Origin of the sequence: Vibrio sp. M260121 (genome assembly GCF_036533715.1) — a bacterium.
Classification (GTDB): Bacteria; Pseudomonadota; Gammaproteobacteria; order Enterobacterales; family Vibrionaceae; genus Vibrio.
Genome location: NZ_JATABF010000010.1, coordinates 31,441 through 57,359, shown reverse-complemented (window position 1 = coordinate 57,359; position 25,919 = coordinate 31,441). Strand labels below are relative to the sequence as shown.

Genomic DNA, 25,919 nt, shown 5'->3' with positions numbered 1-25,919 from the left:
AATATCTTTTTCTGCCTGTCTAGCACTGGAGTGTTTTTATGAAAGCATGGAAGATTCATGCTTGCCTAGCGGCAATACTGAGCGTTTCATCAGCAGCAAACGCAACGACCGATTTAAAAGTCTATGCGGCTTCGTCAATGACCAATGCGATTGACGATATCGCGCAAAAATTTGAACAACAATACGACGTAAAAGTCACACCAGTATACGGCGGGTCTTCATCCATTGCTCGCCAAATTCTAAACGGCGCACCAGCTGATGTGTTTATCTCTGCAAACACTAAGTGGATGAACTACTTGGTAAAATCAAAAGCGGTGAAGAGTGACAATGTCACCGAACTAGTTCGTAATAGTCTGGTTCTTATTGCTCCTAAAGCTTCAACCGTCGCTTCATTTAACTTTTCAGACGCCAATGCATGGAGCCAAGCTCTAGAGGGCAATCGCCTTGCACTTGGTAACCCAGTCTCGGTTCCTGCGGGCATGTATGCGCGAGAATCTCTTACTAACCTTGGTGTTTGGAAACAACTTGAGCGACAAGTAGCGCCAGCGAAAAACGTTCGACTCGCCTTAGCATTAGTTGAACGCGGTGAAGCGCCACTTGGTGTGGTTTACAAAACGGATGCGCTTTTAACAGATAAAGTAAAAGTGGTCGGTGAATTTGCCAATAACACCCACGCTGATATCGTCTATCCAGCGGCTATCGTTAAAGACTCGACACAATCAGAACAATTCTTCGAATATTTGAAATCTGACGATGCCAAACAAGTGTTTGCGCAGTACGGTTTTCAATAAAAAGGGCACAGAGTGACAGAACTTGAATACCAAGCCTTAATGTTAAGCCTAAAAGTTGGCGCGTATGCCGTCGTTTGGCTTATTCCATTGGGCGTCGCTCTTGCTTGGTTGCTTTCACGAAAAGAGTTTATCGGCAAATCCATTCTCGATAGTCTAATCCATTTACCATTGGTATTGCCGCCAGTGGTGATTGGTTATCTATTGCTGATCTCATTAGGCCGACAGGGGGTTCTTGGCAGTTGGCTTTATGAACACTTTGGTTTGGTGTTCAGCTTCAACTGGAAGGGGGCGGTTATCGCTTGTATCGTTGTTGCGCTGCCTTTGATGGTGCGTTCCGTTCGCCTTAGCTTAGATAATGTTGATCCTAAACTAGAACACGCCGCTTCAACGTTAGGCGCATCACCTTTAAAGGTATTCCTTACCATCACGTTGCCTTTAACGATCCCAGGCATTATCACTGGCACTATGCTTTCTTTCGCTCGCAGCTTGGGCGAATTTGGAGCAACGATCAGCTTTGTTTCTAACATTCCCGGCGAGACCCAAACCATTCCTTTAGCGATGTACAACTTCATAGAAACCCCCGGAGCAGAGATGGAAGCCGCACGCTTATGCATCATTTCTATTATCTTGGCTCTGTCGACGTTAATGATTTCAGAGTGGTTAAATCGCAAAGCTGCAGCGCGTCTTGGAGCTAAGCGATGAGTATAGAAATTCAATTTAAACAATCACTTGGTGAAACTAATTTTGATATTGACTTGTTGTTACCGGGTAACGGAATAAGCGCGCTATTTGGCCGTTCTGGTGCCGGAAAGACCACGTTAATCAACGTTATCAGCGGATTGGTCACGCCAAAAGAAGGTAAAGTCTCAATTGGTGATCATGTCCTTTTCGATAGTAATGCGGGTATTAATTTACCCACGCACAAACGCAAAATCGGCTATGTATTTCAAGACTCGCGCTTGTTCCCGCATTACTCCGTCAAAGGCAACTTACTCTACGGCGTAGTCGAAAAAGATGATGATTATTTCGATAAAGTGACAGAGCTACTCGCTATTAAGCCACTATTGAAGCGCTTCCCAATCTCTTTATCCGGTGGTGAGAAGCAACGTGTCGCCATCGCTCGAGCCTTGCTCTCAAAACCTAATCTGCTACTGATGGATGAACCATTGGCATCATTAGATATGCCACGTAAGCGCGAAGTGATGCCATTTTTGGAGGAGTTGTCTGAGCAGGTCAACATTCCAATCGTCTACGTTACCCATAGCTTGCAAGAGATCCTTCGCCTGGCACAGCACCTGTCGATTCTTGATAAAGGCAGAATCATGACGTCAGGTAAATTAGAAGAGGTGTGGGCTTCTCATGCCATGCGCCCTTGGCAGTCATTCTCGGACCACAGTAGCTTGTTTGAAGGAAAGATCGCGACTCATCACGAGAAATACGCGTTGACGTGTGTGAAGCTCGCACCAAGCGCTTGTCTGTGGGTGCAAAAAGTCGATGGCGAGCCAGATACGCCAATCCGGCTTCAAGTGCGTGCAAACGATGTTTCTATCGCGTTAGAAAAGCCAGTGTCTACGTCGATTCGTAACGTGCTACCAGCGACCGTTGCATCTATAGAAGAGCTGACTACGGGCGACGACAAGCAAAGTATCACCGTTTCACTTAAGTTAGATGAAGAGTGCCACTTATGGGCGACGATAACACCGTGGGCATTGGATGACTTGAACTTAAAAGTTGGTGATAAGGTTTATGCGCAAGTTAAAGGTGTGAGTGTCACGCAACGCGATATTGCTTTGGCGCACCATTAAGTTTCTAAACCTTAGATACACAAAAGGCCGCAGGGTGCGGCCTTTATTATTAAAGAAAGTGTCGAAATTACTTCGCGAAAACTTCTTTGAATTCACGCTTAAGAAGAGGGTCACGACGTGCTTTCTTAAGTTGCTTAACCATGTCTTTTACACAGTTGTGTAGAACATTGTCTAGCAGTTGAGCACGGTAGTCTTCTTTATCTTCATCTGTCATGTTTTCTGGCAGGTTAAGAGTCGGAAATTCTTCCATTACGTTTAGACCAGCAAAAGCTTGGCCTACAGATACTAGAGCGTGGAATTGCTCGAAGTTGTCCAGAATGTTTTGTGCACTTGCTGGCATTTCATTCCAAGATTCACGAACAGCTTCTTCAGACACTTCATGGATAGAGGTAACCATCTCAAACATTTGCTCAGGAACTTCGTCAAATTCGATAACTTTACGTAGTTCTGGAGAAATAGTTTCTAGATCGATTTTTTTGCTTTCGTTGTTAGTTGCTTCTGACATGGTGAGTCCTGTTAGTACATAAAAGCGCACATTATTTATAGTGCATGTTGTAACGAGATTCGAGTGGCTCTTGCTACAAAAGGCGGGAATATTAATACCAAATGCATCAAATAGCTACCATAAGAACTATTTGATTACGTGACCGTTCAACAAAAAAATATAGCACGAAATTTGTCGCGTAATGCAACAACCTCGTGTGTATGATATATGTTTAATAAAGACTGATAAAAAGAATGGAACGCGCTATGCAACCGACAGGGACATCGATGCGCATTCTCTTAGTTGATGACGTTCAGCTAGACCGAATGCAGTTGGCAATCCGATTAAAACAACAAGGTCACATTGTTAAAGCCGTTGGCAGCGGGTTGGAAGCACTCAATACCTATGAGAGTTTCGACCCTGAACTCGTGCTGCTGGATATTGCGATGCCAGACATGAATGGCTTCGAAGTCTCACTTCATATCAGAGAAACCTTTCCAGACTGGATCCCAATCATCTTCTTAAGCAGTCATGAAGAGCCAGAAATGATCGCGAAAGCAATCGAGGCAGGGGGTGATGACTATTTGATTAAGCCTGTAGATAAGCTGGTTCTCAACTCTAAGTTAATGGCAATGCAGCGAATTGCACACATGCGTCGTGAATTAAAGCAAGCCACCGCGCAACTCGAAGAGATGAATTCACGTTTGCAACAACAGGCAAATGAAGATGGCTTAACTAAACTCTACAACCGTCGCTATATTGATCAGAAGCTTGAAACCATGATTGCATGGCACGGTCGTCACCACATGCCGATGGCGTTAATTCTTCTTGATGTCGACTTCTTTAAGCCGTTTAACGACAACTACGGCCACATAGAGGGGGATCGCTGTCTGCAAGCCATCGCAAATCAGTTAAAAGCAACCTTCTGTCGTTCGGGTGAATATGTGGGGCGTTATGGAGGGGAAGAGTTTGTCATCTTGCTTAATAGTACAGATGCGCAGACCGCCGAAAAAGAAGCTGAACGTGTCCAAGAAGCAATGTACTTCCTAGATTATCCTCATGCGTATTCAAGTGTTGCGAACAGAGTGACAGTGTCACAAGGAGTATTTGCATTTCAACCTACAGGTAAGGATAATGTCGCCGAATTGTACGCGACAGCAGATAGGGCGCTATATACGTCCAAATCGCTTGGAAGAAACACGTACACGGTGGTAAATGCTAGTTAAATCAAAAGAATAAGATGAAATATGCTTTGGTGACAATGTCACTCATTTCAATGGCAGCTCACGCTAATCCTGTTCAACAAAGTTTGCAGAAAGAGTTTGAGCGTAACTTTGCCATCGGTATCGTCCTATCAGACAGTGATGTGTTCACCCTTGGCTTTCACGACTTTGACCCTAACAAATATCTCGACATAGACAACGAAGACATAGGAACGCAAGACTCCGTTGACTTAAGGAAACAAGTTGCTATTTCCACACTTCCTTATCATCTCTCCCTCACTGACGACGAGCAATCCCCAACAAAATACAATGTAAAAGGGCGCTTGTACGCACTGGGAATCGATCAAGACGTTAATATAAATGAAGACAAAACCCCTGATCGAAACAAAGAGCTTATTCTAGGCTCTTATACCGAACTCGAACGCCAAAACAAACTGACAGAACATCTCACGTTGAGTACCGCCGCAGGTGCTCACCTTATGTATTATCGCAACGAGTACCAATACCGAAGTGATGCTATCAATGACTTGAGGCCCTTTTTAGATGGCGTATTTCTGAATACAGATGCGTGGGCTATTGTTGGCGAAGTGAACGCCGAACTGAAGTATTTAGAAAACGAGCATTGGGGGAAATGGTATGTTTGGTCGTCTCCACATTACTTCTACGGCAAAGGATGGGGAGAAGGCAATAACGGGGATGTCGGCAACCCAGAAGGCTGGTATTGGGTCAACGGTGTAAAGCTATTCTATGACTTTACCAAGGTAGGCCGAACCGTCCAGTCCGTTTATACCAGTTTTAACCGAGTTGATGTAGGTGGGGACACGAGCGAACCGATGAACACTTCGCATTATTATGAAGCAAGTGTAGGTTGGTTGATGACACCACCATTTAAATCCGATTGGATCGATAACGTTGGGCTCGGGCTGACCATTAACTATGGCAGCGCGCTAAAAGGCGGCAGTTTAGTGTTGTTCTTTAACCAAGAGTAGAGTCAGTGTATCTCTCGCGGTTTAATTTTTGCTCGGATGAGGAAAGCCTAGTCAAAATCATTTTAACCGAGGCAAGGAATGTGTCGCCTAGCATTGTAAATAAATACTGCTTAATAAAATCCAGCAAAAAAACGCTTGAAAACACAACCGCTCCTGAGCATAAAGAAAACATTTGCATTTATTTCTTCTCCAAGCCAAAATCGCGCCCCATTTTGCTTAATAGGAACATAAGCACATAACCCAAGTCATGGAACGGCGATAACAAACACATAAGAGTTATGCGTAAGTTGGCTTGTCTGGCGATGGTTTTCGCCTCTACTTCTTCTTATTCCGGCACGGTTCAAAAACAACTTCAAAAAGAGTTCGATTATAACTTTGCATCCAGCATTGTGCTTTCTGACAGCGACGTTTTCACGTTTGGATTCTCAAACTTCGACCCTAATGAGTTCCTTAACCTTGATGATGAATCGTTGGGTGACAATGAATCCCTCGATTTACGAAAAAAAGTCTCTGTGATGTCTTTGCCATTCAGTGTTCCTGTTAACCATTATCGTTATTCACCTTATCAAACTAAAGTAAATGGAAGGGGGTATTTACTGTCAGCTCAACAAAAAGTATCAGCATTTGAGTCGACTACACCCGACGAAATGGATGAGTTGACTTTTGGTGGATACTTGGAAGTCGAACAGGAAGCGTACCTCAACCGAAATGTAACGTTAAGCGCAGCGGCAGGCACACACGTTATGTATTACCAAAATAATTATGCGTACCGGAGTGATACATTAGAAGACTATAGAGACCAGATTGATGGCGTTTATGTCAACACGAGCTCTGTTGCTATGGTTGGTGAACTTAACGCGACTATCAAATACAGTCCTTATGGCCATTTTGGACAGTGGTACTTTTGGTCCTCACCGCACTATTTCAATGGTTTTGGTATCAATCTAGGGAAGGGAGATGATGCTATTAATCCCGAAGGTTGGTACTGGGTCAATGGCGTGAAAATCTTCCATCGATTGGCTATTTGGCAAAATATGGTTCAATCGTTTTATACCAGTTTTAATCGTGTAGACATTGGTGGAGACACGAAAAAACCGTTAAACACTGACCACTACTACGAAGCAAGTATGGGCTGGCTGATGACTCCTCCAGTCAAAATTCCGTTTGTCGTTAACATAGGTGTGGGGATGAGCCTGAACTATGGTAGTGCATTCAAGGGGGGAAGCTTGGTGCTTTTCTTCAACCAAGCATAATGTCCGTACATTGATGTAAGACGGATTAAGCGTGGCAGAACCTAACGCAGTTTCTGCCTGCTTTTTTGGCTTTATACAAAGCTTCATCCGCAAGCTTAATGACATCTGCAGGGTTTCGTGCACTGCGACTGTCTGCCACACCAAAGCTTGCCGTAACTGACACCGTTTTCTTCTTAGAATCTGCACTACCGCGTTTTTTACGACCTTGCTTGTTGTCGTCAGGGCGGGTGTCTTGGTCACGAAGAATCATTTCATATTGCGCTATCAATTCACGAACTTCTTCCAAATGCGCTTCACAGTCTTCCGTATATTTACCTTTGAACACAATGGTGAACTCTTCGCCACCAAAACGGTAAACTTTCGCGCCACCTTGTGTCTTCATTAGGCGTGATGCAACCATCTTTAACACGTCATCGCCTGTGTCATGACCATAGGTATCGTTGAACTTTTTAAAGTGGTCAACGTCTAGCATCGCAATAGTAAATTTACGTCCCATGTGTTTGAGCTCAAGATCCAGCGCGCGGCGGCTTGGAATCAACGTCAAACTATCGGTAAAAGCCAATTGATGACTAGCCGAAGTTGAGTAGATGATGATCAAAAGACCTGTCAGCGTAAACATCGTGCTCGAAATATACTGAACGTCAAAGAAGATAAACGTTGCTGATGCTAGCACCATCGCAGAGTAGGTCATGGCATGAATGATCTTGTTTTTCTTTAAGACCAAGATGCCCAGAAAACACACGATGCCAATGCAATACAACACCAAGACGAGTGGTAACTTAGAGAGAGTCGGCACGATGAACAGAATACCGTTAGTCCATTCGTCAAATCCACCTTCGACGTAATACGTCAAAGTCACGTAGGACCAAAATACGAACATGATCAGCATGAACACGTAAGTCAACGTCGCTCTTGAATCAAAACCTTCTTTATTGAAGATGAACACCGCAAGAAATGAAACGGGTAACAAGCTCGCTAGTATCGTGAGCTCTAACAGTGCAGTTCCCGTTTGGAGAGGAACTTGAAGGCGATGTTGAATCACAAAGTAGGCAAAAAGCATGGCGATACAAACCATGGACTCGCGACCCTGCTTAAACGAATAGCACATCAACAACGCACAACCGAGCAAAATGTACGGCAAATTCGCAGCAATTCCCCAGTTAGATTGCGTCATCTGAATGATGTTATCCATACCCAAACTGACTACGCCCAACAACAAGATTGGGAATAGGAATCGAAAGCCTGGGGAGGTCATTAAAGATGAAACCATCTACTGCAAATTACCTGAAAATAGTTGAATATATCTAGTGAGTTACATTAAGCATTCAATTAATACCGTGTGCAAACAGTATAAATTCTGTAACTTTCAAAACTAACAAGAATACGTGTATTTGGGAATTTTCCAAGTGTTTTACAGCGAACGCTTACAAAAAGAGAGAGGTTGATTAAATTAAGAGCAATCAACGAGTTGCACGTTAGTCCGGACTGCTATACTTTCAAAGTGTTGAACAAAGGAGAAAAATCGATGCAGATCAGTTCAGACGTACACAATTACATGGAAACACTGGTTGGGCAGGTGCTTGCCTCAGAGCAGTACGTGGAGCAGTTTGACAATGAACAATTGGCGGATATTGCATGTTTAGCGCTCATTCAACTAAAGCCAGTGTACATTCGTCATGACATCGATTTTTTGTCTGCACTTCCAGAGCGTAAACTGGCTCAATTCAAACAAAGTGTCGATGTGGCGGTTGAGAACGCAGCAGTGATGATTCGGGAAGACAGACGCAAAAATCGTAACAATGATGTGCCTGTAATTTTGTCGCATACCAGTTATGATGAAGACAAAGAACTGGATTGGTTCGAGAAACCGATCCTCAACGTCAACATAAAGTAACTAATGCTCACTACTGTATAGGAAACTACCTGTAAGAAAGTGGGCATGCCCAAGGAGGAACCGTGGGATTCTTTTCGCGCTTGTTTGGTGGCAGTGACAAAGCTGCCGAAGTAAAAACCGTTGAACCAGTAGAATACAAGGGCTACTTAATTTACCAAGAAAGCCTTTCAGAAGGTGGCCAATACCGCATCGCAGGGCGCATCGAAAAAGATTTCAACGGAGAAGTGAAATCACACCGTTTTATCCGTTCAGATTTGCTAGGTTCAGAGCAAGACGCCAACGAACTGATGCTAAAAAAATCGCAGATGTTTATCGACCAAATGGGTGAAAAGATCTTCGATTAAGAAATCACTGCAACTTGATTCGAATCATCTTAAAGAGAGCCATTAGTGTATATGCTGATGGCTCTCTTTCTTTTTTAGGCTTAAATATCTGTAAAACAAACAGTTAGCGGGCGTCTGGTTAGACCTCTGCTTAGTGATGCAAATCGTTGTTATTTTTCAGCGTGAAGTGGAGAATCATTCATTACGTGGCGTTATATGTAATGAAATTTAGTATTTTTATTACAAAACACTTGAAGTCACGATTGACGTTAGATAAAAACAGAATAATAACAGGACTGTTAGTCAAGAAGTGACTGTGCAAATGGGTGACCCCAAACACCATCATTCGTTTGTATTTATCTTGCGTAGTAAACAGATAGAAATAAAAAAGAATTAGAGTAGAGCGACGCTCTGTTTTGGGACTAATTTATTGATATGTATACAAGGAGTATGCGTTTTGCAAATCGGTGTACCTAGAGAAATACTCGCGGGTGAATCGCGAGTAGCTGCATCACCAAAGTCGGTTGAGCAGTTAATTAAGTTGGGGTTCGATGTCGCAATCGAATCACAAGCGGGGGTGCTAGCCAGTTTCGATGATGCCGCTTATGAAGCTGCTGGGGCGAAAATTGTATCTAGTGAAGAAGTATGGACATCTGGCTTAATCCTTAAAGTCAATGCGCCACTCGTAGATGAAGAAAAAGGCATCGACGAAATCGCATTACTGCAAGATGGCGCAACATTGGTTAGCTTCATCTGGCCTGCTCAAAATGCAGAGTTAATGGAACAACTCTCTAGCAAGAACATCAACGTTCTCGCAATGGACGCGGTTCCTCGTATTTCTCGAGCTCAAGCATTAGACGCACTCTCTTCTATGGCGAACATTGCCGGTTACCGCGCAGTGGTTGAAGCCGCTCATGAATTCGGTCGATTCTTCACAGGTCAAATCACCGCTGCTGGTAAAGTACCGCCTGCCAAAGTATTGGTTGCAGGTGCAGGTGTAGCAGGTCTTGCTGCTATCGGCGCTGCAGGTAGCCTCGGTGCTATCGTTCGTTCTTTTGACGTTCGTCCTGAAGTAAAAGAGCAAGTTGAATCGATGGGCGCAGAGTTCCTAACGGTAGACTTTAAAGAAGACTCTGGTTCAGGTGACGGCTACGCGAAAGAAATGTCGGATGAATTCAACAAAAAAGCGGCAGAGCTATACGCTGAGCAAGCGAAAGACGTTGATATCATCATCACAACGGCACTGATTCCTGGTAAACCTGCGCCAACGCTTATCACCAAAGAAATGGTGGATAGCATGAAAGCGGGTAGCGTGATCGTTGACCTTGCTGCCGCAAACGGTGGTAACTGTGAATACACGGTAAAAGATCAAGTAATCACCACGGCTAACGGCGTGAAAATCGTTGGTTATACCGATATGGTAGGTCGACTGCCAACACAATCTTCTCAGCTTTACGCAACCAACCTTGTAAACCTTCTGAAACTGCTTTGCAAAGAGAAAGATGGCAACATCAATATCGACTTCGAAGACGTGGTACTTCGTGGCGTAACAGTAGTAAAAGAAGGCGAAATTACATGGCCTGCGCCACCGATTCAGGTTTCAGCACAGCCACAAGCCAAACCGCAAGAACCCGTTAAACCACAACCAAAAGTTGAAGAACCAACGTCACCAGTGAAGAAATTCGGTGCTTTAGCTGTTGGTTTAGGTGCTTTTGCTTGGGTTGCCTCTGTTGCTCCAGCTGCATTCCTATCTCATTTCACCGTATTCGTACTGGCGTGTGTAGTAGGTTACTACGTAGTTTGGAACGTAACGCATGCACTGCACACTCCACTTATGTCTGTAACCAACGCGATTTCAGGCATCATCGTAGTAGGTGCACTGCTGCAAATTGGTCAGGGTAATGGTGTCGTTACCTTCCTATCATTCATTGCTGTACTCATTGCGAGCATAAACATCTTTGGTGGCTTTACCGTAACCAAACGTATGCTTGAAATGTTCCGCAAAGATAAATAATAGGAGTGACCAATGTCTGCAGGATTAGTACAAGCGGCATATATCATTGCTGCGCTATTTTTCATCTTAAGTCTCGCGGGACTTTCTAAACAAGAATCGGCAAGAAACGGTAACTACTACGGTATTGCGGGTATGGCGATTGCGCTTATTGCGACGATCTTCAGCCCAAATGCGGAAGGATTCGTTTGGGTCATCATCGCGATGGTCATCGGTGGTAGCATCGGTATCCACTACGCGAAAAAAGTAGAAATGACTCAAATGCCGGAACTGGTTGCTATCCTACACAGCTTTGTAGGTATGGCAGCAGTATTGGTAGGTTACAACAGCTACCTAGAGCCACCAGCGCCAGTTTCAACTGACCTTGCTGGTATGCACGCTGAGCATGTGATTCACCTAGTGGAAGTATTCCTTGGCGTGTTCATCGGCGCGGTAACCTTCACAGGTTCAGTCGTAGCGTTTGGTAAGCTACGTGGCACTATCTCTTCTTCGCCACTTAACTTGCCTCACAAACACAAAATGAACCTTGCTGCGATCGTCGTTTCTACGCTTCTTATGATTTACTTCGTAAAAGCAGACGGCAGCATGTTCGCATTGATCGTAATGACGCTGATTGCTTTTGCATTCGGTTACCACTTGGTAGCATCTATCGGTGGTGCAGATATGCCGGTTGTGGTTTCAATGCTGAACTCATACTCAGGTTGGGCAGCAGCGGCAGCAGGTTTCATGCTTGCAAACGACCTATTGATCGTGACAGGTGCATTGGTAGGTTCTTCTGGTGCGATCCTTTCTTACATCATGTGTAAAGCAATGAACCGCTCGTTCATCAGCGTTATCGCTGGCGGCTTCGGTCAAGAAGTTGTGATTTCAAGTGACGAAGAGCAGGGCGAGCATCGCGAAACTTCAGCAGAAGAAGTAGCAGAAATGCTGAAGAACTCGAAATCAGTGATCATCACTCCGGGATACGGTATGGCAGTAGCTCAAGCGCAATACCCAGTGCATGAGATTACTGAGAAGCTACGCGCGCAAGGTATTGAAGTTCGCTTCGGTATTCACCCAGTAGCGGGCCGTCTACCTGGTCACATGAACGTGCTGCTAGCGGAAGCAAAAGTGCCTTACGATATCGTGCTAGAAATGGACGAAATCAACGATGACTTCCCAGAAACAGATACCGTTCTTGTAATCGGTGCAAACGACACGGTTAACCCAGCAGCTCTTGAAGATCCAAACAGCCCAATTGCAGGCATGCCTGTACTAGAAGTTTGGAACGCGCAAAACGTAGTCGTATTCAAGCGTTCAATGAATACGGGTTACGCAGGTGTTCAGAACCCACTGTTCTTTAAAGAAAACACCTCAATGCTGTTCGGCGATGCGAAAGAAAGCGTCGAGGCAATTTTCAAAGCACTTTAATATAATTTGCTTTAAAACTAATCAAGGCCAGCATTCGCGGGCCTTTTTTTGTGCGCTTTCAATGTTATAGTACTGCAAATCCTTGAGCCGCCTAATGTCATTCGCTTGTTTATTGATGTATAGTTCTGGCTAATATAACAAGTAACGGTAACAGTTTGATTAAACAGTTTTTGCTCCGTTCTGCTTTAATGCTGCCAATTTTCTCGGCACCCGCATTTGCAGATTCATTACCAGAACGAATAGATACGTTTACAGAGCTATTTAATTACGAAGTAGCCCTTAAATCGTATGATATACGCATACTGCAATCTAACTACCCAACCAAATTGCTCTCGCCGGACTCAATGTTGCCGCAAACGGCAGACTACCCGCTGAAAGATATTCAGCAGTTGTACCGTTTAGCCAACACGTGTCGCGGAAAATTACCGTTAAGCCCTTTAATTACTGAACCTTTAGTCTTTACGCGTGCCATATGTAAGGGGACGCAACTGACACCGCGTTGGTTCTCGCGTAGCGGTTTGATCCACCCAGGAGGGGGAACCTATGCAGCGCGTTATGCAGAAAAGTATCCAGAGCTTCGTCCTAAACTTGCTCAATACATGCATATCAAAGAGCGAACTAACGATGAAGGGGACGAACTACTCGCAAGTCTGCAAAATATGGATGATGACGCGATCAACGCACTCATCGCCGGCGCGAGCATGTTTATTGAAGGCAAAGAGCTGTGGCTACGCCGTGGCGACCATTATTTTGTATTCGCCAAAAACGTATGGCAGGAAAACGTTGCAAACGCGGGTCTGTCTTACGGATTAGCATCAGAAAGCCGAAGCTGTTTCGTAAAACGCGGCAATATCTGCTGGGATGTAGAAGATCACTCACAAGTGTTGCGGATCAGTATGATCATCCTTGTGATTGCCAACATCTTGCTGGTAATAGGCTGGGCAGTGTATCGTTGGAACAGCAAGCGTGAAGAAATGCGCAGCCGTATGCTGGTACTGCAGATTCTAACGCACGAGCTCAGAACGCCAATTGCATCGTTGTCTTTAACCGTTGAGGGATTCCGTCGCGAGTTTGAACATCTTCCTGAAAGTGTTTACGACGAATTTCGCCGATTGTGCGAAGATACGCGCCGATTACGCCAGTTAGCGGAGGCAAGTAAAGATTATTTGCAATCTGATAACCAAATGCTTGCAACAGACTGGGTTCCATCGGTTGCAGAATGGCTAGAATATAAGATTGAAGAAGAATTTGATAACGCTGTACTATTCAAAATAAACGAAGATGTAGCTGCTAAAGTTAACGTGTACTGGCTTGGGACCTGTATCGACAACTTGCTACGAAACGCACTGAAGTATGGTGAAGCACCGGTAGAACTACGTGTAGAAACCAGTGCAGATAAGATCATTATCCAAGTCATAGATGCCGGCAGCTTGACTGCAAAAGATTGGGCAAACCTAAGAAAACCGTTCGTAAGTAAGAGCGGACTAGGGCTTGGATTAACAATAGTTGAATCAATGGTAGGCCGCATGGGCGGAAAAATGTCCCTAATGGGACCACCTACAACCTTTATATTGGAGATACCTTGTGAAACAGACACTGCTTCTCGTTGAGGACGATAAAAACTTGGCTGACGGCCTGTTAGTAAGCCTGGAACAAGCAGGATATGAGTGTTTACATGTGGAGCGTATTTCAGACGTTGAGCCACAATGGAAAAAGGCTGACTTAGTCATTCTGGACCGCCAACTTCCAGATGGCGATTCAGTACAATCTCTTCCTGAATGGAAAAAAATTAAAGATGTTCCAGTAATTCTGCTTACTGCACTTGTTACTGTTAAAGATAAAGTTGCTGGTCTAGATTCTGGCGCGAACGACTACTTAACTAAACCTTTTGCTGAAGCCGAGCTATTTGCTCGTATTCGTGCACAACTTCGTGCACCAGATGCAGCAGAGCAGGGCAACGCTGACAAAGTGATGACCAAAGACCTAGAAATCGACCGCGCGACACGCGAAGTTGTATTCAAAGGCGAAATGATCACACTGACTCGTACTGAGTTTGATCTGCTGTTGTTCTTGGCATCAAACCTTGGCCGCGTGTTTACGCGTGATGAACTACTAGACCACGTTTGGGGTTACAACCATTTCCCTACAACTCGTACAGTAGACACACACGTCCTGCAGCTTCGTCAAAAACTGCCAGGTCTTGAAATCGAAACGCTTCGTGGCGTTGGCTACAAGATGAAAGCGTAATCGCAAGAATGAAAACACTACTTCCTGTAGTTCTATCATTACTGTTAGTGAAACCAGTCCATGCAACGGACTGGTTTCAGTCCAATACGCCTTTAACTCAAGCACACCAACATCTGCTAGAAGATGACCTTGGTGGCATGTTCAACTCCCTTGTTGAACTTTGGCAAAGCGAACCCAACAAAGAAACCAGACCGCATCTTAATGACTTGCTCGCTCAATCATTATCAAAAGACTGTGGTAAGTCTCTCACAGGCGTTACGCTTCCAGATTGGATCAGCGGTATTAACGTTATCCGCCAAACCATTCAAAGCCCAGGGCGAGATACCTATCGACTCGTGGTTAAGCTGCGCGCGACAACCGATATCGAAGACATCTCATTTCGTCGTTGGGTTGATAGCTCAATCTCTGCTGATAGCTCCTTCAATTATGAAGAGCCGCAAGAGGGAACCGAACTGGCTAACGAACGCAACTTCCTTAAACGCTATAACTTAACCGGTAAGTTAGACGCGGGGTTGTACCATCTCTCTATTACCACAAAAGACAAGCGTACATATCGCACTTGGGTGATTTTGGGGAATTCAAACTCATCGCAATACGTTCGTTGGACATCAAAAGAGAATTGGAAAGTAGAAAAGAGCGCACTTCGTAACCCGCACTGTCCTTTACCGCAATTGGAAGTAGGCTTATACGACTACATCGAAGGCCAATACGATCAAGTGTGGAAAAAGACCTACGAATCGAACTACCCAAATGCACTCGAACTCGACGGTATTCCAAACGATCGCTACGTTTTAGCTGTCAGCATTAACAGTCGCCGTTGGCAAGGGGACATAATTGTGGAGCAAGCTCAAACTATTAGCCGAACTTATGATGTTTCTCTCGAAGAATAGCTAAAGAAATTACACTTGTGCCGATATAAGTTCAGGAAGAACGAAAACACAAGTGTAGTATGAAGACACAATACAAAATTTTAGCCACCACGATGACTGCAGCGCTATTCTCAGGCGCTGCTTCTGCTGCCACTTACGCAATTGAAGCCCGCAGTGATGCAATGGGTGGCGTGGGCACCGTATCTGCCTCTTACCTAACCGCACCATTCTTTAACCCAGCGCTTACCGCCATTTACCGCCGTAATGACGACGCAGGTATGATCGTACCGAGCTTTGGTATCAACTATAACGACCAAGATGGCTTAATCGATGAGATTGAGCGCATTGGTAAACTTACTGACCCTACAGATATCGTCAATTCATTGAACGCCATTAATGGGCAGAAGATGGACTTCGATTTAGGTGGCGTTGTTGCAGTTGGTATCCCAAACAAGTTCTTATCTGCGACCGCATACGGCAAACTGTATACTGAATCTTTCGTAGAGCCGACCATCGATACTGCAAGCGGCGACCCGTTAAATGACAGTTACGTGCGCGGTGTATCTATTGGCGTAGCGGAAGCGGGTATCTCACTGGCGAAGTACACCAACTTCATGAACCAGCACCTGTCATTTGGTATCACACCAAAACTACAACGCATCTACACCTATTCATACGCGACCAGCTTTGCCGCATTTGACACTAAAGACCTGCGTGAAAATGAAACCGCAGAAACCATGTTCAACTTAGATGCTGGCGCACTTTGGTTCTTTGGACCATATCGCTTGGGTATCTCTGCCAAGAACTTGATTGGCCGCGACGTGAAAACCAAATCATTCACATACAACGGCGACACGATCCAATCCTATGAGTACAGCATGCGACCAGTTTACACCGTTGGTGCGGGTTACGTAGCGGATTACTTTAGCTTTAGTGTCGATTACGATTTAAACGAAGAGAAGAAGTTCTCTACATTTGATGACAACACACAAATGCTACGTGCCGGTTTTGAGATTGACGTACTTCGCCAGCTTGCACTTCGTGGCGGTTATATGACAAACCTAGCTCGTTCAGATGACGAGGGGACGATCACTGCCGGTCTTGGCTTATCGCCACTTAACTTAATTGAAATAGACATTGCTGCCCGATACACCAACGCAGATGCAATGGGCGCTTCAATTAATTTTCTTGCGACCTATTAAGCGAATCGTTATAGTCAGCTCCTCACATTGAGGAGCTATTTTATGTTTGACGATTTACCACCTCTGTCCCATCAAGAACAGCAACAAGCTGTAGAACGTATTCAAGAACTAATGCAAAAGGGCACTAGTACCGCAGAAGCGATTAAGATCGTTGCAGAGCAAATTCGAGCAGAATACGCCGCAAAGAAACAAGACTAAGAAATTACAAAGAGCAGGGCACAGACCCTGCTTTTTTACGCCCGTTGTATAGCCCTCGAAAACAAACAACTCACCACCTTTCCGCCACGTTCATCTGACAAAATATTTAGTTACCGCGTCACAGTCATAGACCAAAGGTAGAGTGGAAAACACTGCCATAATGCATTGGTAAAATTTTACTAATTGCAATTAACTGTCACCTTTTCCAAGTAGTCGAAAACCCTGCAAAAATTCACCTCAAGCGTTAACTTGTTTAAATACAGCAACTTAACTCAATACAAAGAACTAACGCACACTCACTCACCACCTGAAGTTGTAATTAAATTACAAAGTCAAATTAAAAGGCATTTCTGAGTAGTGGAATATCCTGTAAAAATCTAAAAGAGACACCGTCACTTTGAGTGATAATAATTTATGTTAGTTGTATAGGGACTTTTGATGGCAGTAAGTACTTGCGGATTAAACTCCATCGAATCAGAAATACTCGAGGAAAACAGAAAATCTAAAGGCCTAAATCGTACGAATTGAGATTGGTTGGACGTCCAGTTAGAACCGTTATGTGAGAGAAAATGATCACTGGGCTACATAGCGAGCCATAGCACTTTAGAGAGCAGTTTTACTTACGTGTTACATCGTAACGTAGGGCGTAACAAAAGAAATGGAGTGCAACACGCTTGCACCACTAATAGTGATCTGCGAAGGGAGGTTTGGTTTCACGACCTAATTTTGCTTCAATGCAGAAGCTCAGTGGTAAGTTCTCGAAAGAAAATAGAAGAGTGTAAGTAGGGTTGAGTTATGTATGGTGGGTCTAATCATTGTGTAATGAGGATCTGCAAAACGCTTAAACCTTTCGAGCGAGTTCAGACCCATACTAATGACGATTTACACAGCGGGCAGTGAACCAATACATTTGGCAGGTCGACTGACCTCGACAGGCTTCCAATTCGTTTTCATCGACGTCCACCAAAATCAAGAAGCCTACAAAAAAGCCGAACCTTAGCGATGGGGTTCGGCTTTTTCTTATGAAAGTAAGTGATATACGATACTTAGCGCGAAAATTAAATATGGAAAGTTTGCCTCAAGGAAATCAGGTAACTGCAACGAACTAATTACGCGCATTATTCTGATGACTCTCAAAAGCTCTTTGTATGTCATAACATATTGCAGATAACTGGATGTAGTACTTGATTTAAAGCCATTTTTACTCTGGTACACGACACTCATTTCAAATGTCACATTTGTAGTGATTTCCTCTGCATTGCGGTATTGCAATTGAGCATCTAAATCACTAATTGAACTGAAATGACAATGCTTGAATTTGACGTAAGCTAACTCATACCTTGTCCACTCGTTTCTTTTTGCTAAGTCAAGTAGAGGGGTCAAATCAACACGGCCGATTGAATCTTTGTTCGCAAAGATAGCAGACCTTGCTTTATTCTGAATATTCTTGCCTATCCTGTTGAAATAAGACTGTCTTAACGTTTCGGTGAGCTCGGTAACGCGAGAAAAGTTATCTTCACTCTTTCTATATACGTAAAACTTATAACAAAAGTAGACACTCATTAACAAAAGCAATGATGATATAGTATCTCTATCCCCTTGAATGCTCGCTCCAATAAAAGGCAATTTGTCTAATTTGAGCAAACCTTCAGTTTGAAGGAAGAGAACCAGAGACGCGATTACGAGATTTCTTCCGACCGTAGCAGTCATAGAGTTATCTTTGTACGACCTTGTTTTTTCTTTATTTTCCGACATGCATTTCCACCACAAAATACCAAATGTTACTACTCAAGAATGATATTTTACAACACACAAGATAGATAGATTTTTGATTGTTGCGATAGTTTTTTTTTGACGCCGTATCGCATAGAACAGTGGGAGTTGAAATGAAACTACTTTAATATCAGATTTAAAGTTGTAACCATTAAGGATGTAATAAAATGGCTCTTTTTCGAGAAAGTGAAATACGTGCGAGAGCACAAACAGAAAGAAACAAATCAACAAACATATATAAAACAAGCCGCCAAATACTAAACGAATCATTTGAGTCATTCAGTCAATATGCAAGATACGATATCTTCCTTTCGCATAGCTCAAAAGATGCAGAGTTGATTCTTGGTGTCAAAGCGACGCTGGAAGATTTAGGTTATAGCGTTTATGTTGATTGGGTTGATGACCCTCAGCTAGATCGCTCTAACGTTGATGCTGATACAGCCGAGTTATTAAGAAAACGTATGAGTGCATCGAAATCTCTGTTATACGTCACTACAGAGAACGCCACTACATCAAAGTGGATGCCTTGGGAATGTGGGTATTTTGATGGAATCAAAGAAAAAGTAGCCATCGCGCCTATCGCGACTTACTCTTGGAGTAATGAGTTTGAAGGACAAGAATACCTAGGCTTATATCCATACTGCCTTAAACAAGATGATAACGCTGGTAGACCAAGACTTTGGATTCATAAGGACAAAGACTTATACTTAAGTTTTGACGCTTGGCTTGAAGTTCAAAGAAACCAAATAACATGGAAACGAATCTAAAAATAGAAATAAAGATTGCACACCTTGGTTTTATCCAAGGTGTGATTAATCGAATGGGGCAAAACTCTTTCTTATTAAAAGGATGGAGTATAACTTTGGTAGCTGCTCTTTTTGCGTTAGCAGCTAAGGATGCTAACGAACAGTTCGCTCTGATCGCATACATACCAACCGTTGTTTTTTGGTTACTAGATGCATTCTTCTTACACCAAGAAAAGCTCTATCGAAAATTATACGAGCAGGTTGCTGAGGAGATAATCGACAGCTCAAAATTCACGTTAAATACCAGCGTAGTCAAGGACTCGGTTGAAGGGTACGCAAGCGTAATACTATCAAAGACATTACTTCCATTTTATGGGTTGATTATCCTAGTAAATTTGTTCGCCATGTTCTGTATTCTTACATAGACACATTAGCTATTTTGTCTTGCTAGGTATCCATTTGGCGGCTTTCATTCGATGGCCGCCACGAAAAGGTAAAACGTTTTCTTTTGCTGGGTAGGTCTTTGGTTGGTCTATGTGCCCAAATTTCTCAACAAGCTGACGATGTTCGTCACGCCAGAACACAAAACTTTCCAATTCTTTCGGGCTGAACTCACGACCAGACGGCGTGATGATGATGGCGCGTTTCTCACAAACACGAAAGCCAGACCAACGTAAATCGTTAGGCAAGTAACCAAGCGACTTAATCAACATGAGTTTTTCTGCCATGGGATTGATTGGAACCGTGCCATCAAGCCAACGGGTAATCGTCGGTTTGGGCACGTGAAAATATTCTGCACCTTGCTTGGTGGATTTAAGCTCACGCCAAAAGAGTGTGCGGAATGATTCGTGAAACATGACAACGCTAGTCTTAGAACAGTGACGCGATAATTGTCTTTTTCACTAAAGGTAATGAGCAACGGTTAAAGTCTTAAAAGCAAAGAATGCTGTTAATCTTAGGAGGACATTTTAAAGTGGCTCAAGCCGGACATTACTAAATTGCTCCAACAATCTAAGTGCGCATTATGGGCCCTTATGTTTAATGCAGTTGCATATCGCTTATTTATAAAATGTCCCGCTTTTGAGGGACAGTTCAATGAAGTATCACGAAATGACAAAAAACTATATTTTTCGTGAATTTGAATGTGGTTTAAGCGTTGAGGAAGCAGCTGAACTTTGTTTAAAAAGTGTGAGGACGGTCAAACAGTGGGATAAGGGAAAAGCCATTCCGCCAGAGTGTAGACGGCTGATGCGCATGAACAAGGGCAGGGAACTGAGCATCTGCGATGAGTGGGAAAACTTCGTAATGAGGCATGATCGCTTAGAACTTCCGACTGGCCAGCGGGTTACGGCTCAACAAGTGTTAATTGGTGTAGCATTGTTAGAGTTAGGCGCTTCAAATGATAGTGAAGTCGCTCACCGAATACTGAAGTATGCGAGAGTGCTGAAGAATATGGTGTAATAAAAAGGCTCCGATTGGAGCCTTATTACTAGCTGTTTGCAATACTGTGCATGTCATTAATGCCAAGTCTATTAGGCCTTTCAATCACCATTTGTGGTACCATTCTTGTCAAAGTTCCGAGCTATAAACCATATGACAGAAAATAACGATCCGAACATTGTTGCTGTTGAATCAGAGGGGCCTCTGTTCTGCGAAATGGCTACAATCCAAGAAATTACAAAAGAATGCACTTTTATACTTGAAGCACAAAACCACACTCCTCAAAACCCTGAGATTAAGGTTGTTATTGAGGTTCCTAACAAGAAAACCAATGACGGTTTAAGCTTTGCAAATTTTAAGGCCAGTGACGTAACTGCTGTTACGGCGATTTTATCCTTAGCTTTCGTTGCATATAAATATCTCTCTGATCGAAGAGAGGAAAACCGCAAACTCGAAAAGTCGAAGTTAGAAGACAGCTTAAAGACTCTTTATGGTCCGTTGAAAGAACTGAGAGAGGAGTCCAAGAGACTATACGAAGTATTTGCTTTGGACTTGAAAGAAGAGCACTTGGAGACTTTTGGGGAAAGGTTCCGTACCTTAACCTATTTAAGGTCACACTCCCCTAAAGATTTGCCTGAGCACGACCGAGAAATACTAAACCACATAGTAGAGATTTCGAAGAAAAACGTTGAGTTTATTGAGCAAAATGGCTGGGCGATAGAGTCTCCTGCATTGTCGACATTACTCGGCAAATTGTGTGCTCATTTTCGCGTTATGGAGGTTGCTGCTACAGGAAAGTTAATCGGTGCACCGGACGAACTTGATGAAATCGTATTTCCTTTGGAAACAGATGGCGCAATTGATAACGAAATAAATCGGATCCAACATAAAATTCAAGAACTTTCTCAACTTAGCCAAAAATCAATGTGGAGTCGATTTATGAATAAGGTTAGCCCAACTACAGCTTTCTACAATGAAAACGCCGACGCTTATTATTTGCAGACTAACCATATAGATATGTCTGCCACATATAAAAGATATAGAGAATATGTTAAGCCAAGTGGGCGTATATTAGATGCCGGTTGTGGTGTTGGTCGTGACACAAGATACTTCCTTTCAAAGGGATATAAGGTCCAATCTTTCGATATTTCAGAAAACATGTGCAAGATTACTAATAGTTATCCATTTTCATTTTGTAAACAGATGTCATTTTTAGATGTCGACTATTATGAAGAGTTCGATGGTGTATGGGCTAATGCTTCCTTGTTACATTTAAATAAAACTGAATTGGCCGACTCTCTGAGACGGCTAGTTAGAGCATTAACAATAAATGGCGTGCTATTCGCTTCTTTTAAAACAACGGATAACTATATAAAGGCAGATAAAAGAGAGTTCTACTTCCACACATATGATGAAATATCCGACATAATAGAAAAACAGAACTTGGGATTACAATTGTTAGAATCATGGAAAGCCCATAAGAATGATGATCCATCTAAAGAGGCTTTTGAATCTTATATTTGGAAGAGAATTTCTTAGTTTTTCACCTCATATTCTAAAAGCCTATGATTTACTAGAGTTTAATGAATTGAGATAAAATAAATTCATAAATAAAAGCCCGGCTAAAAAGCCCGGCTTTTATTAACTGTTTTAAGTTATTCTTTAACTGTCGGTAAAGACATTTCTTTAATTAGTTTTATTTTACCACTAGCACTCGGTTCGTTAATTGTAGACTTATTTTTGTTCCAAATCCTACCCACAAATGGCTTTTCTGAAAGAAGCAAGCTTTTGTCTTTTACAAGACGTATGACAGCTTCAGTTGTTGTTAAGCCATCCTGCTTTAGTAAAACAAAAGCTTGTGTATAAAGGTGCCAACCTAGGGGTCTAAACAACAGATGATCTGAATTATCATTTGCTCTATACTTCGCTACTACGCTCGCAAAATTTTTAGCTTCGACAGCGGCTTTTAACTCAGGGGAGTAAAGTATCGTCTTTTTGTAGAACTCATTCGAAAAATCAAAAAATTCTTGTCGCTTAGTATCGGTGTATTTTACGTCTTCTAATTTACTTACTTCGGTATTAAAGTAGTATGCTCCTAGCTCTTGAACACATTTATATATAGAACCTAGAGTCGTTACATGACGTCGATCTGAAAGGTTTCTAGTAGAAAATGAAATATTATCTTCAGTAAAGTAACCTCCCGTTTCAATTATATCCCTAGTTACACAAGCAGCTAAATCATCTTCGTCTAAGGCTATTATAGATTCAGTTTTAACCAGTTTTGCTTTCTTATTTAAAGTTGTAAAAAGTCTTCTAGATTTTCGTAAGCCTTCAGGTGTGTTTTTATGAGATACAATTATAACAGGCAGTGTATCGCCTTTATGTTTATCATCCTTTTTCAATGCTTCCTTGATTCCTGCTAGGCGATGTTGTCCATCAAGTGCAAACATCCTTTCTTTTTCAGTTAGTGAAAGAAATCCAAAACATTCTTGTGCATAAGAGGGAATAGTTACTGAATCTGATTGATTAGAATTTTGATTGATACCATCAAATTGATGCCATCGAGGATCTCCTTCATATATACCAATAACTAATGCATTGAAAAAGTGGTCAATATTAGAATTGATATAGTCAGCTATATCCTCAGCTCGATTAGTTTCAATATCTCTCTGTATCATATCCGAGAGTTTTTTAATTTTATGAAGGTCATCAGCAAAGTTAATTAACCTATCAATATCTTCAAAGGTCATTAGAGATGTATATGTAAACCAAGAACCTATTTTACCTTTTAAGCAAGGAATCATTAGGTTTTTCATAAGTTTGCGCCTCTTCGGTCGAACCTAACTTCTGCGGTAAAGTCCATAAAGCTGAAAGGTGGTTGTAAAATATTATTAAGTTTTTGCTCTACTTCACCCGGCGATACGCCAGCAGGGGTACGTGCAAAGCTATACGTTATATGATCTTTCCACATACTAAACAATGTATGAAGTCTTGGCCTATCATAAGGCGCATTTTCATATTTGAAGTAAGTACTATAACGCTTTGAAATCGAACTATCATTACCCAGTTCACCCCCCTTACCGATATACATCACATAAGAGTTGTTAGGCAAGATCCCATTGTCAAACGCTATAGAAAAGGCATAGACTCCTTTTTCATCTGGTACATCAACATCTGGGTCTTTGAATTTACAACTTGTCCATTCTAACGTAGGCAGCTCGTCTATATACTCATTATAGTAGTGAGGGATCAACGTAAAGTCCTGAGTATACGCCCTAAGAAGCATTGTTCTTTGGAGTGCAACATCTGGCATTCTCTCCAAGTCTTCTTGGCTATATTCATGATTGATTCGTACCGACAAGGATAAGCTCCTCAATATAAAACACTGGGCGTATGTATATAGTTTTCATTCTGATAAATCAATGATTTGTGGATACGGTATGACAGCTAATTTCAATTAGTGTGACCGCTAATTCGAATTAAAGACACTAAGCTACGTTAGAGCGTTGAATTTACCCCCGTAATACAGATACGGGGGTTTCTCGTTGCGTCCCGCAATCGCTGCTCAGTCCTCGCGACTCATGCGGGACGCATCGAGCACAACAATCTCACTAATCAATCTCGACACTCGATTGATTAGACGCGGTAAGGTTAGGGTGGGTTGCAGTGGCAATCCGCCCCTTTTTTTGCTTTGATTCTCTGGAAGGGATGCTTAGCAGGAAGTGGGGAGTGGGTAGCCAATCGGCTGCAGCTGCTAACCGCGCCGATTAACTATTCATGCAAAAATTGGGTTCCGTGGGCGGCTTGGTGCTTCGCTTGCACTTCGTGCTTTGCTTATCCCTGCGGGGCATCGCCACCTTTAGCTCTTGTTTAAATTGAAGATATCCACGCCACTTTGAACGCCAGTTAACTGAATCTCTTTTTCAGGTTCATTCGCATCGAGGTTGATGCTTGGTGGACAAGTTAGCAGTGCGTTGATGGTGTTGGATTTCACCATCACTAAGCATTCATCAATTAACTCAAACTCATATCCAAACTTAGCTAAAGTCTGTGAACGCAAATAATAGGTATCTCTACCTCTATCGATGCGAAACAGATAGTCGTGCGTGTTAGCTACTGTGTTTATGCCCGTGAGATAGAAAGACTTCGCATCGTTGTACATTGGAAGTGCTTCAAAGAACGGGTTTACACCATGAGGAACAGTCGTATGACTAGCTTGAGTATGAGCATTGCTAGTATCCAACCCAGAAGCGTTCGACCGAGCCAAACCAGTATCGGCTTGAGGTATTGATAGAGTAAGCGAAGTAGGTACAGAGGACGCTGAAGCAGTTTCAACTTGCGCAGGAACTGTTTGAGCCGAATCCACATCACTATTAGATAATACATACAAATCCCAGAAAAATTTTAGAATGGCCAACACACCAATGAGCATGGCCAGAAGGAACTTTGGCGACTTTAAGATAGAGATATCTGATTTAGTCTCATTGAACCCACCCGTACCTGTGGATTGATACAGTGCGAAAACATCCACCGGAATCTTCTTACTGCTGCAGCTGGCGTAGTCTGCTTTGGTCGTCGGGTCTGTCTTAGTAGCTTTAGGACGATGGTTATAGATACGCGGTTTACGCTTACGAAAGAAGGTATCCGTAGAACGATGTGAGTAGGCTTCACCCGCACAACCTTTTAGCCATGTTGGGATTGCGCTGTAATCTGGTGTCAGCATGATCACATCCCACTGGTATTTACGGTGACGCATGAAAGCACCATAGAAATCGAACGGGTAGAGCAGACGGTTGTTCTCGTCCAGCTGTGTACGTTCACAATCGTCTAAGTCACTCTCATCGAGTGAATCAGGGTCAATGGGTAGCCAACGAGAATGGAACAGCTCACCAAAGCCCTTTGGTAAGATGTCTTCGAACTCTGAGAAAGGACGAGCTAAGAACTTCTCACGTTTAAAACCTGCTTCTGGACAGTACAAGTCCTGGCACTCATCGATAACAACCAATGCACCCGTTGGCATCCAGTTAAACCAGTTCTGCCAAAGGTGAACACCTTCACTTGATCGTGTGAAGATCCTTATAAGCTTGGCACTGGCCGGAAAGGTTTCCCCAAGAATTTTCTCGATAGATTCTTTAGGGCGCAAGCCTTCAATGTTGGTGACAACCAAGCGTCCTTCACGAAGTGCAGGGAGGATTTCAAACCAAGTCGCATAGGCAGACTTGTAAGAACCATTAGAGCCGTGACGAAAGATAACAGCCATA

The 25,919-nt window shown here is 43.0% G+C and carries 26 protein-coding genes; 19 read left to right on the top strand and 7 right to left on the bottom strand.

Translation table 11 applies throughout. From position 1 onward, the window contains the following. Positions 1–38 precede the first annotated feature (38 nt). Genes modA through modC form a run of 3 tightly spaced genes read left to right on the top strand, consistent with a single transcriptional unit; the run spans position 39 to position 2,596 of the window. Entirely contained in the window at positions 39–791 is a 753-nt protein-coding gene (gene modA, locus QTO06_RS08165; RefSeq protein ID WP_005435200.1) for a molybdate ABC transporter substrate-binding protein, read from the top strand. Positions 792–803: 12 nt separating this feature from the next. After that, entirely contained in the window at positions 804–1,493 is a 690-nt protein-coding gene (gene modB, locus QTO06_RS08160; RefSeq protein WP_331407398.1) for a molybdate ABC transporter permease subunit, read from the top strand. After that, positions 1,490–2,596 (top strand): molybdenum ABC transporter ATP-binding protein ModC, encoded by a 1,107-nt coding sequence (modC, locus tag QTO06_RS08155; protein ID WP_331407397.1) that lies wholly within the window; start codon positions 1,490–1,492, stop codon positions 2,594–2,596. The genes modB and modC overlap by 4 nt, the downstream gene beginning before the upstream one ends. A gap of 67 nt (positions 2,597–2,663) precedes the next feature. Here the strand turns inward: modC and QTO06_RS08150 are convergent, their stop codons facing one another. Then, a complete protein-coding gene (locus tag QTO06_RS08150) occupies positions 2,664–3,101 on the bottom strand; it encodes a DUF3069 domain-containing protein (RefSeq protein WP_045367757.1) in 438 nt (145 codons plus the stop codon). A 245-nt stretch (positions 3,102–3,346) separates the two neighbouring features. Between QTO06_RS08150 and QTO06_RS08145 the strand changes: the two genes are divergently transcribed. From QTO06_RS08145 to QTO06_RS08135, 3 genes are all read left to right on the top strand, one after another. Beyond that, positions 3,347–4,306 (top strand): diguanylate cyclase, encoded by a 960-nt coding sequence (locus QTO06_RS08145; protein WP_331407396.1) that lies wholly within the window; start codon positions 3,347–3,349, stop codon positions 4,304–4,306. Between the two features lie 14 nt (positions 4,307–4,320). Beyond that, positions 4,321–5,292, top strand: coding sequence for a Solitary outer membrane autotransporter beta-barrel domain (locus QTO06_RS08140; protein WP_331407395.1), 972 nt, complete (start codon positions 4,321–4,323; stop codon positions 5,290–5,292). 278 nt (positions 5,293–5,570) lie between these two features. After that, entirely contained in the window at positions 5,571–6,545 is a 975-nt protein-coding gene (locus tag QTO06_RS08135; RefSeq protein ID WP_331407394.1) for a Solitary outer membrane autotransporter beta-barrel domain, read from the top strand. A gap of 25 nt (positions 6,546–6,570) precedes the next feature. Here the strand turns inward: QTO06_RS08135 and QTO06_RS08130 are convergent, their stop codons facing one another. Further along, the gene (locus tag QTO06_RS08130) at positions 6,571–7,815 is read right to left on the bottom strand and encodes a GGDEF domain-containing protein (protein WP_331407393.1); all 1,245 of its coding nucleotides are present in this window, start codon (positions 7,813–7,815) and stop codon (positions 6,571–6,573) included. Between the two features lie 255 nt (positions 7,816–8,070). On the opposite strand from QTO06_RS08130, the gene QTO06_RS08125 reads away from it, so the two are divergent. The 9 genes from QTO06_RS08125 (at position 8,071) to QTO06_RS08085 (ending at position 16,699) form a co-directional block, all read left to right on the top strand. Further along, the gene (locus tag QTO06_RS08125) at positions 8,071–8,439 is read left to right on the top strand and encodes a late competence development ComFB family protein (RefSeq protein ID WP_009705391.1); all 369 of its coding nucleotides are present in this window, start codon (positions 8,071–8,073) and stop codon (positions 8,437–8,439) included. Between the two features lie 62 nt (positions 8,440–8,501). Further along, the gene (locus QTO06_RS08120; protein ID WP_331407392.1) at positions 8,502–8,783 is read left to right on the top strand and encodes an HlyU family transcriptional regulator; all 282 of its coding nucleotides are present in this window, start codon (positions 8,502–8,504) and stop codon (positions 8,781–8,783) included. A 436-nt stretch (positions 8,784–9,219) separates the two neighbouring features. Continuing rightward, complete coding sequence (locus QTO06_RS08115) at positions 9,220–10,776, top strand: Re/Si-specific NAD(P)(+) transhydrogenase subunit alpha (RefSeq protein WP_331407391.1); 1,557 nt, start codon at positions 9,220–9,222, stop codon at positions 10,774–10,776. A gap of 12 nt (positions 10,777–10,788) precedes the next feature. Continuing rightward, a complete protein-coding gene (pntB, locus tag QTO06_RS08110) occupies positions 10,789–12,183 on the top strand; it encodes a Re/Si-specific NAD(P)(+) transhydrogenase subunit beta (RefSeq protein WP_005435174.1) in 1,395 nt (464 codons plus the stop codon). Positions 12,184–12,371: 188 nt separating this feature from the next. Continuing rightward, positions 12,372–13,793, top strand: coding sequence for a sensor histidine kinase VxrA (vxrA, locus tag QTO06_RS08105; RefSeq protein ID WP_301335920.1), 1,422 nt, complete (start codon positions 12,372–12,374; stop codon positions 13,791–13,793). Continuing rightward, entirely contained in the window at positions 13,768–14,430 is a 663-nt protein-coding gene (gene vxrB / locus QTO06_RS08100; protein ID WP_005427102.1) for a response regulator transcription factor VxrB, read from the top strand. Before vxrA ends, vxrB begins: the two co-directional genes overlap by 26 nt. An 8-nt stretch (positions 14,431–14,438) precedes the next feature. Further along, entirely contained in the window at positions 14,439–15,320 is an 882-nt protein-coding gene (locus QTO06_RS08095) for a DUF2861 family protein (RefSeq protein ID WP_331407390.1), read from the top strand. A gap of 59 nt (positions 15,321–15,379) precedes the next feature. Beyond that, positions 15,380–16,501 (top strand): conjugal transfer protein TraF, encoded by a 1,122-nt coding sequence (locus tag QTO06_RS08090; protein ID WP_331407389.1) that lies wholly within the window; start codon positions 15,380–15,382, stop codon positions 16,499–16,501. Between the two features lie 42 nt (positions 16,502–16,543). After that, complete coding sequence (locus QTO06_RS08085) at positions 16,544–16,699, top strand: YoaH family protein (RefSeq protein WP_005427041.1); 156 nt, start codon at positions 16,544–16,546, stop codon at positions 16,697–16,699. A 1,020-nt stretch (positions 16,700–17,719) separates the two neighbouring features. On the opposite strand, the gene QTO06_RS08080 is transcribed toward QTO06_RS08085, so the two are convergent. Further along, positions 17,720–18,454, bottom strand: coding sequence for a hypothetical protein (locus tag QTO06_RS08080; protein WP_331407388.1), 735 nt, complete (start codon positions 18,452–18,454; stop codon positions 17,720–17,722). A gap of 185 nt (positions 18,455–18,639) precedes the next feature. On the opposite strand from QTO06_RS08080, the gene QTO06_RS08075 reads away from it, so the two are divergent. Then, a complete protein-coding gene (locus QTO06_RS08075; protein ID WP_331407387.1) occupies positions 18,640–19,239 on the top strand; it encodes a TIR domain-containing protein in 600 nt (199 codons plus the stop codon). Beyond that, positions 19,224–19,643 (top strand): hypothetical protein, encoded by a 420-nt coding sequence (locus QTO06_RS08070; RefSeq protein WP_331407386.1) that lies wholly within the window; start codon positions 19,224–19,226, stop codon positions 19,641–19,643. The genes QTO06_RS08075 and QTO06_RS08070 overlap by 16 nt, the downstream gene beginning before the upstream one ends. Positions 19,644–19,652: 9 nt before the next feature. On the opposite strand, the gene QTO06_RS08065 is transcribed toward QTO06_RS08070, so the two are convergent. Next, entirely contained in the window at positions 19,653–20,075 is a 423-nt protein-coding gene (locus QTO06_RS08065; protein ID WP_331407385.1) for a phage protein, read from the bottom strand. A gap of 238 nt (positions 20,076–20,313) precedes the next feature. Here QTO06_RS08065 and QTO06_RS08060 point away from each other — a divergent pair, with 238 nt between their 5' ends. After that, positions 20,314–20,679 (top strand): regulator, encoded by a 366-nt coding sequence (locus QTO06_RS08060; protein ID WP_331407384.1) that lies wholly within the window; start codon positions 20,314–20,316, stop codon positions 20,677–20,679. A gap of 132 nt (positions 20,680–20,811) precedes the next feature. Beyond that, a complete protein-coding gene (locus QTO06_RS08055; protein WP_331407383.1) occupies positions 20,812–22,197 on the top strand; it encodes a class I SAM-dependent methyltransferase in 1,386 nt (461 codons plus the stop codon). 116 nt (positions 22,198–22,313) lie between these two features. On the opposite strand, the gene QTO06_RS08050 is transcribed toward QTO06_RS08055, so the two are convergent. The 3 genes from QTO06_RS08050 to QTO06_RS08040 all read right to left on the bottom strand — a co-directional run bounded on the left by QTO06_RS08050 (position 22,314) and on the right by QTO06_RS08040 (position 25,918). Beyond that, positions 22,314–23,474, bottom strand: a complete 1,161-nt coding sequence (locus QTO06_RS08050) for a DGQHR domain-containing protein (RefSeq protein WP_331407382.1) — start codon at positions 23,472–23,474, stop codon at positions 22,314–22,316. After that, a complete protein-coding gene (locus tag QTO06_RS08045) occupies positions 23,471–24,019 on the bottom strand; it encodes a hypothetical protein (protein ID WP_331407381.1) in 549 nt (182 codons plus the stop codon). The genes QTO06_RS08050 and QTO06_RS08045 overlap by 4 nt, the downstream gene beginning before the upstream one ends. A 498-nt stretch (positions 24,020–24,517) precedes the next feature. Next, positions 24,518–25,918 carry a zonular occludens toxin domain-containing protein gene (locus tag QTO06_RS08040; protein ID WP_331407380.1) on the bottom strand — a complete coding sequence of 467 codons (1,401 nt, stop codon included), beginning with the start codon at positions 25,916–25,918 and terminating at the stop codon, positions 24,518–24,520. Position 25,919 lies beyond the last annotated feature (1 nt).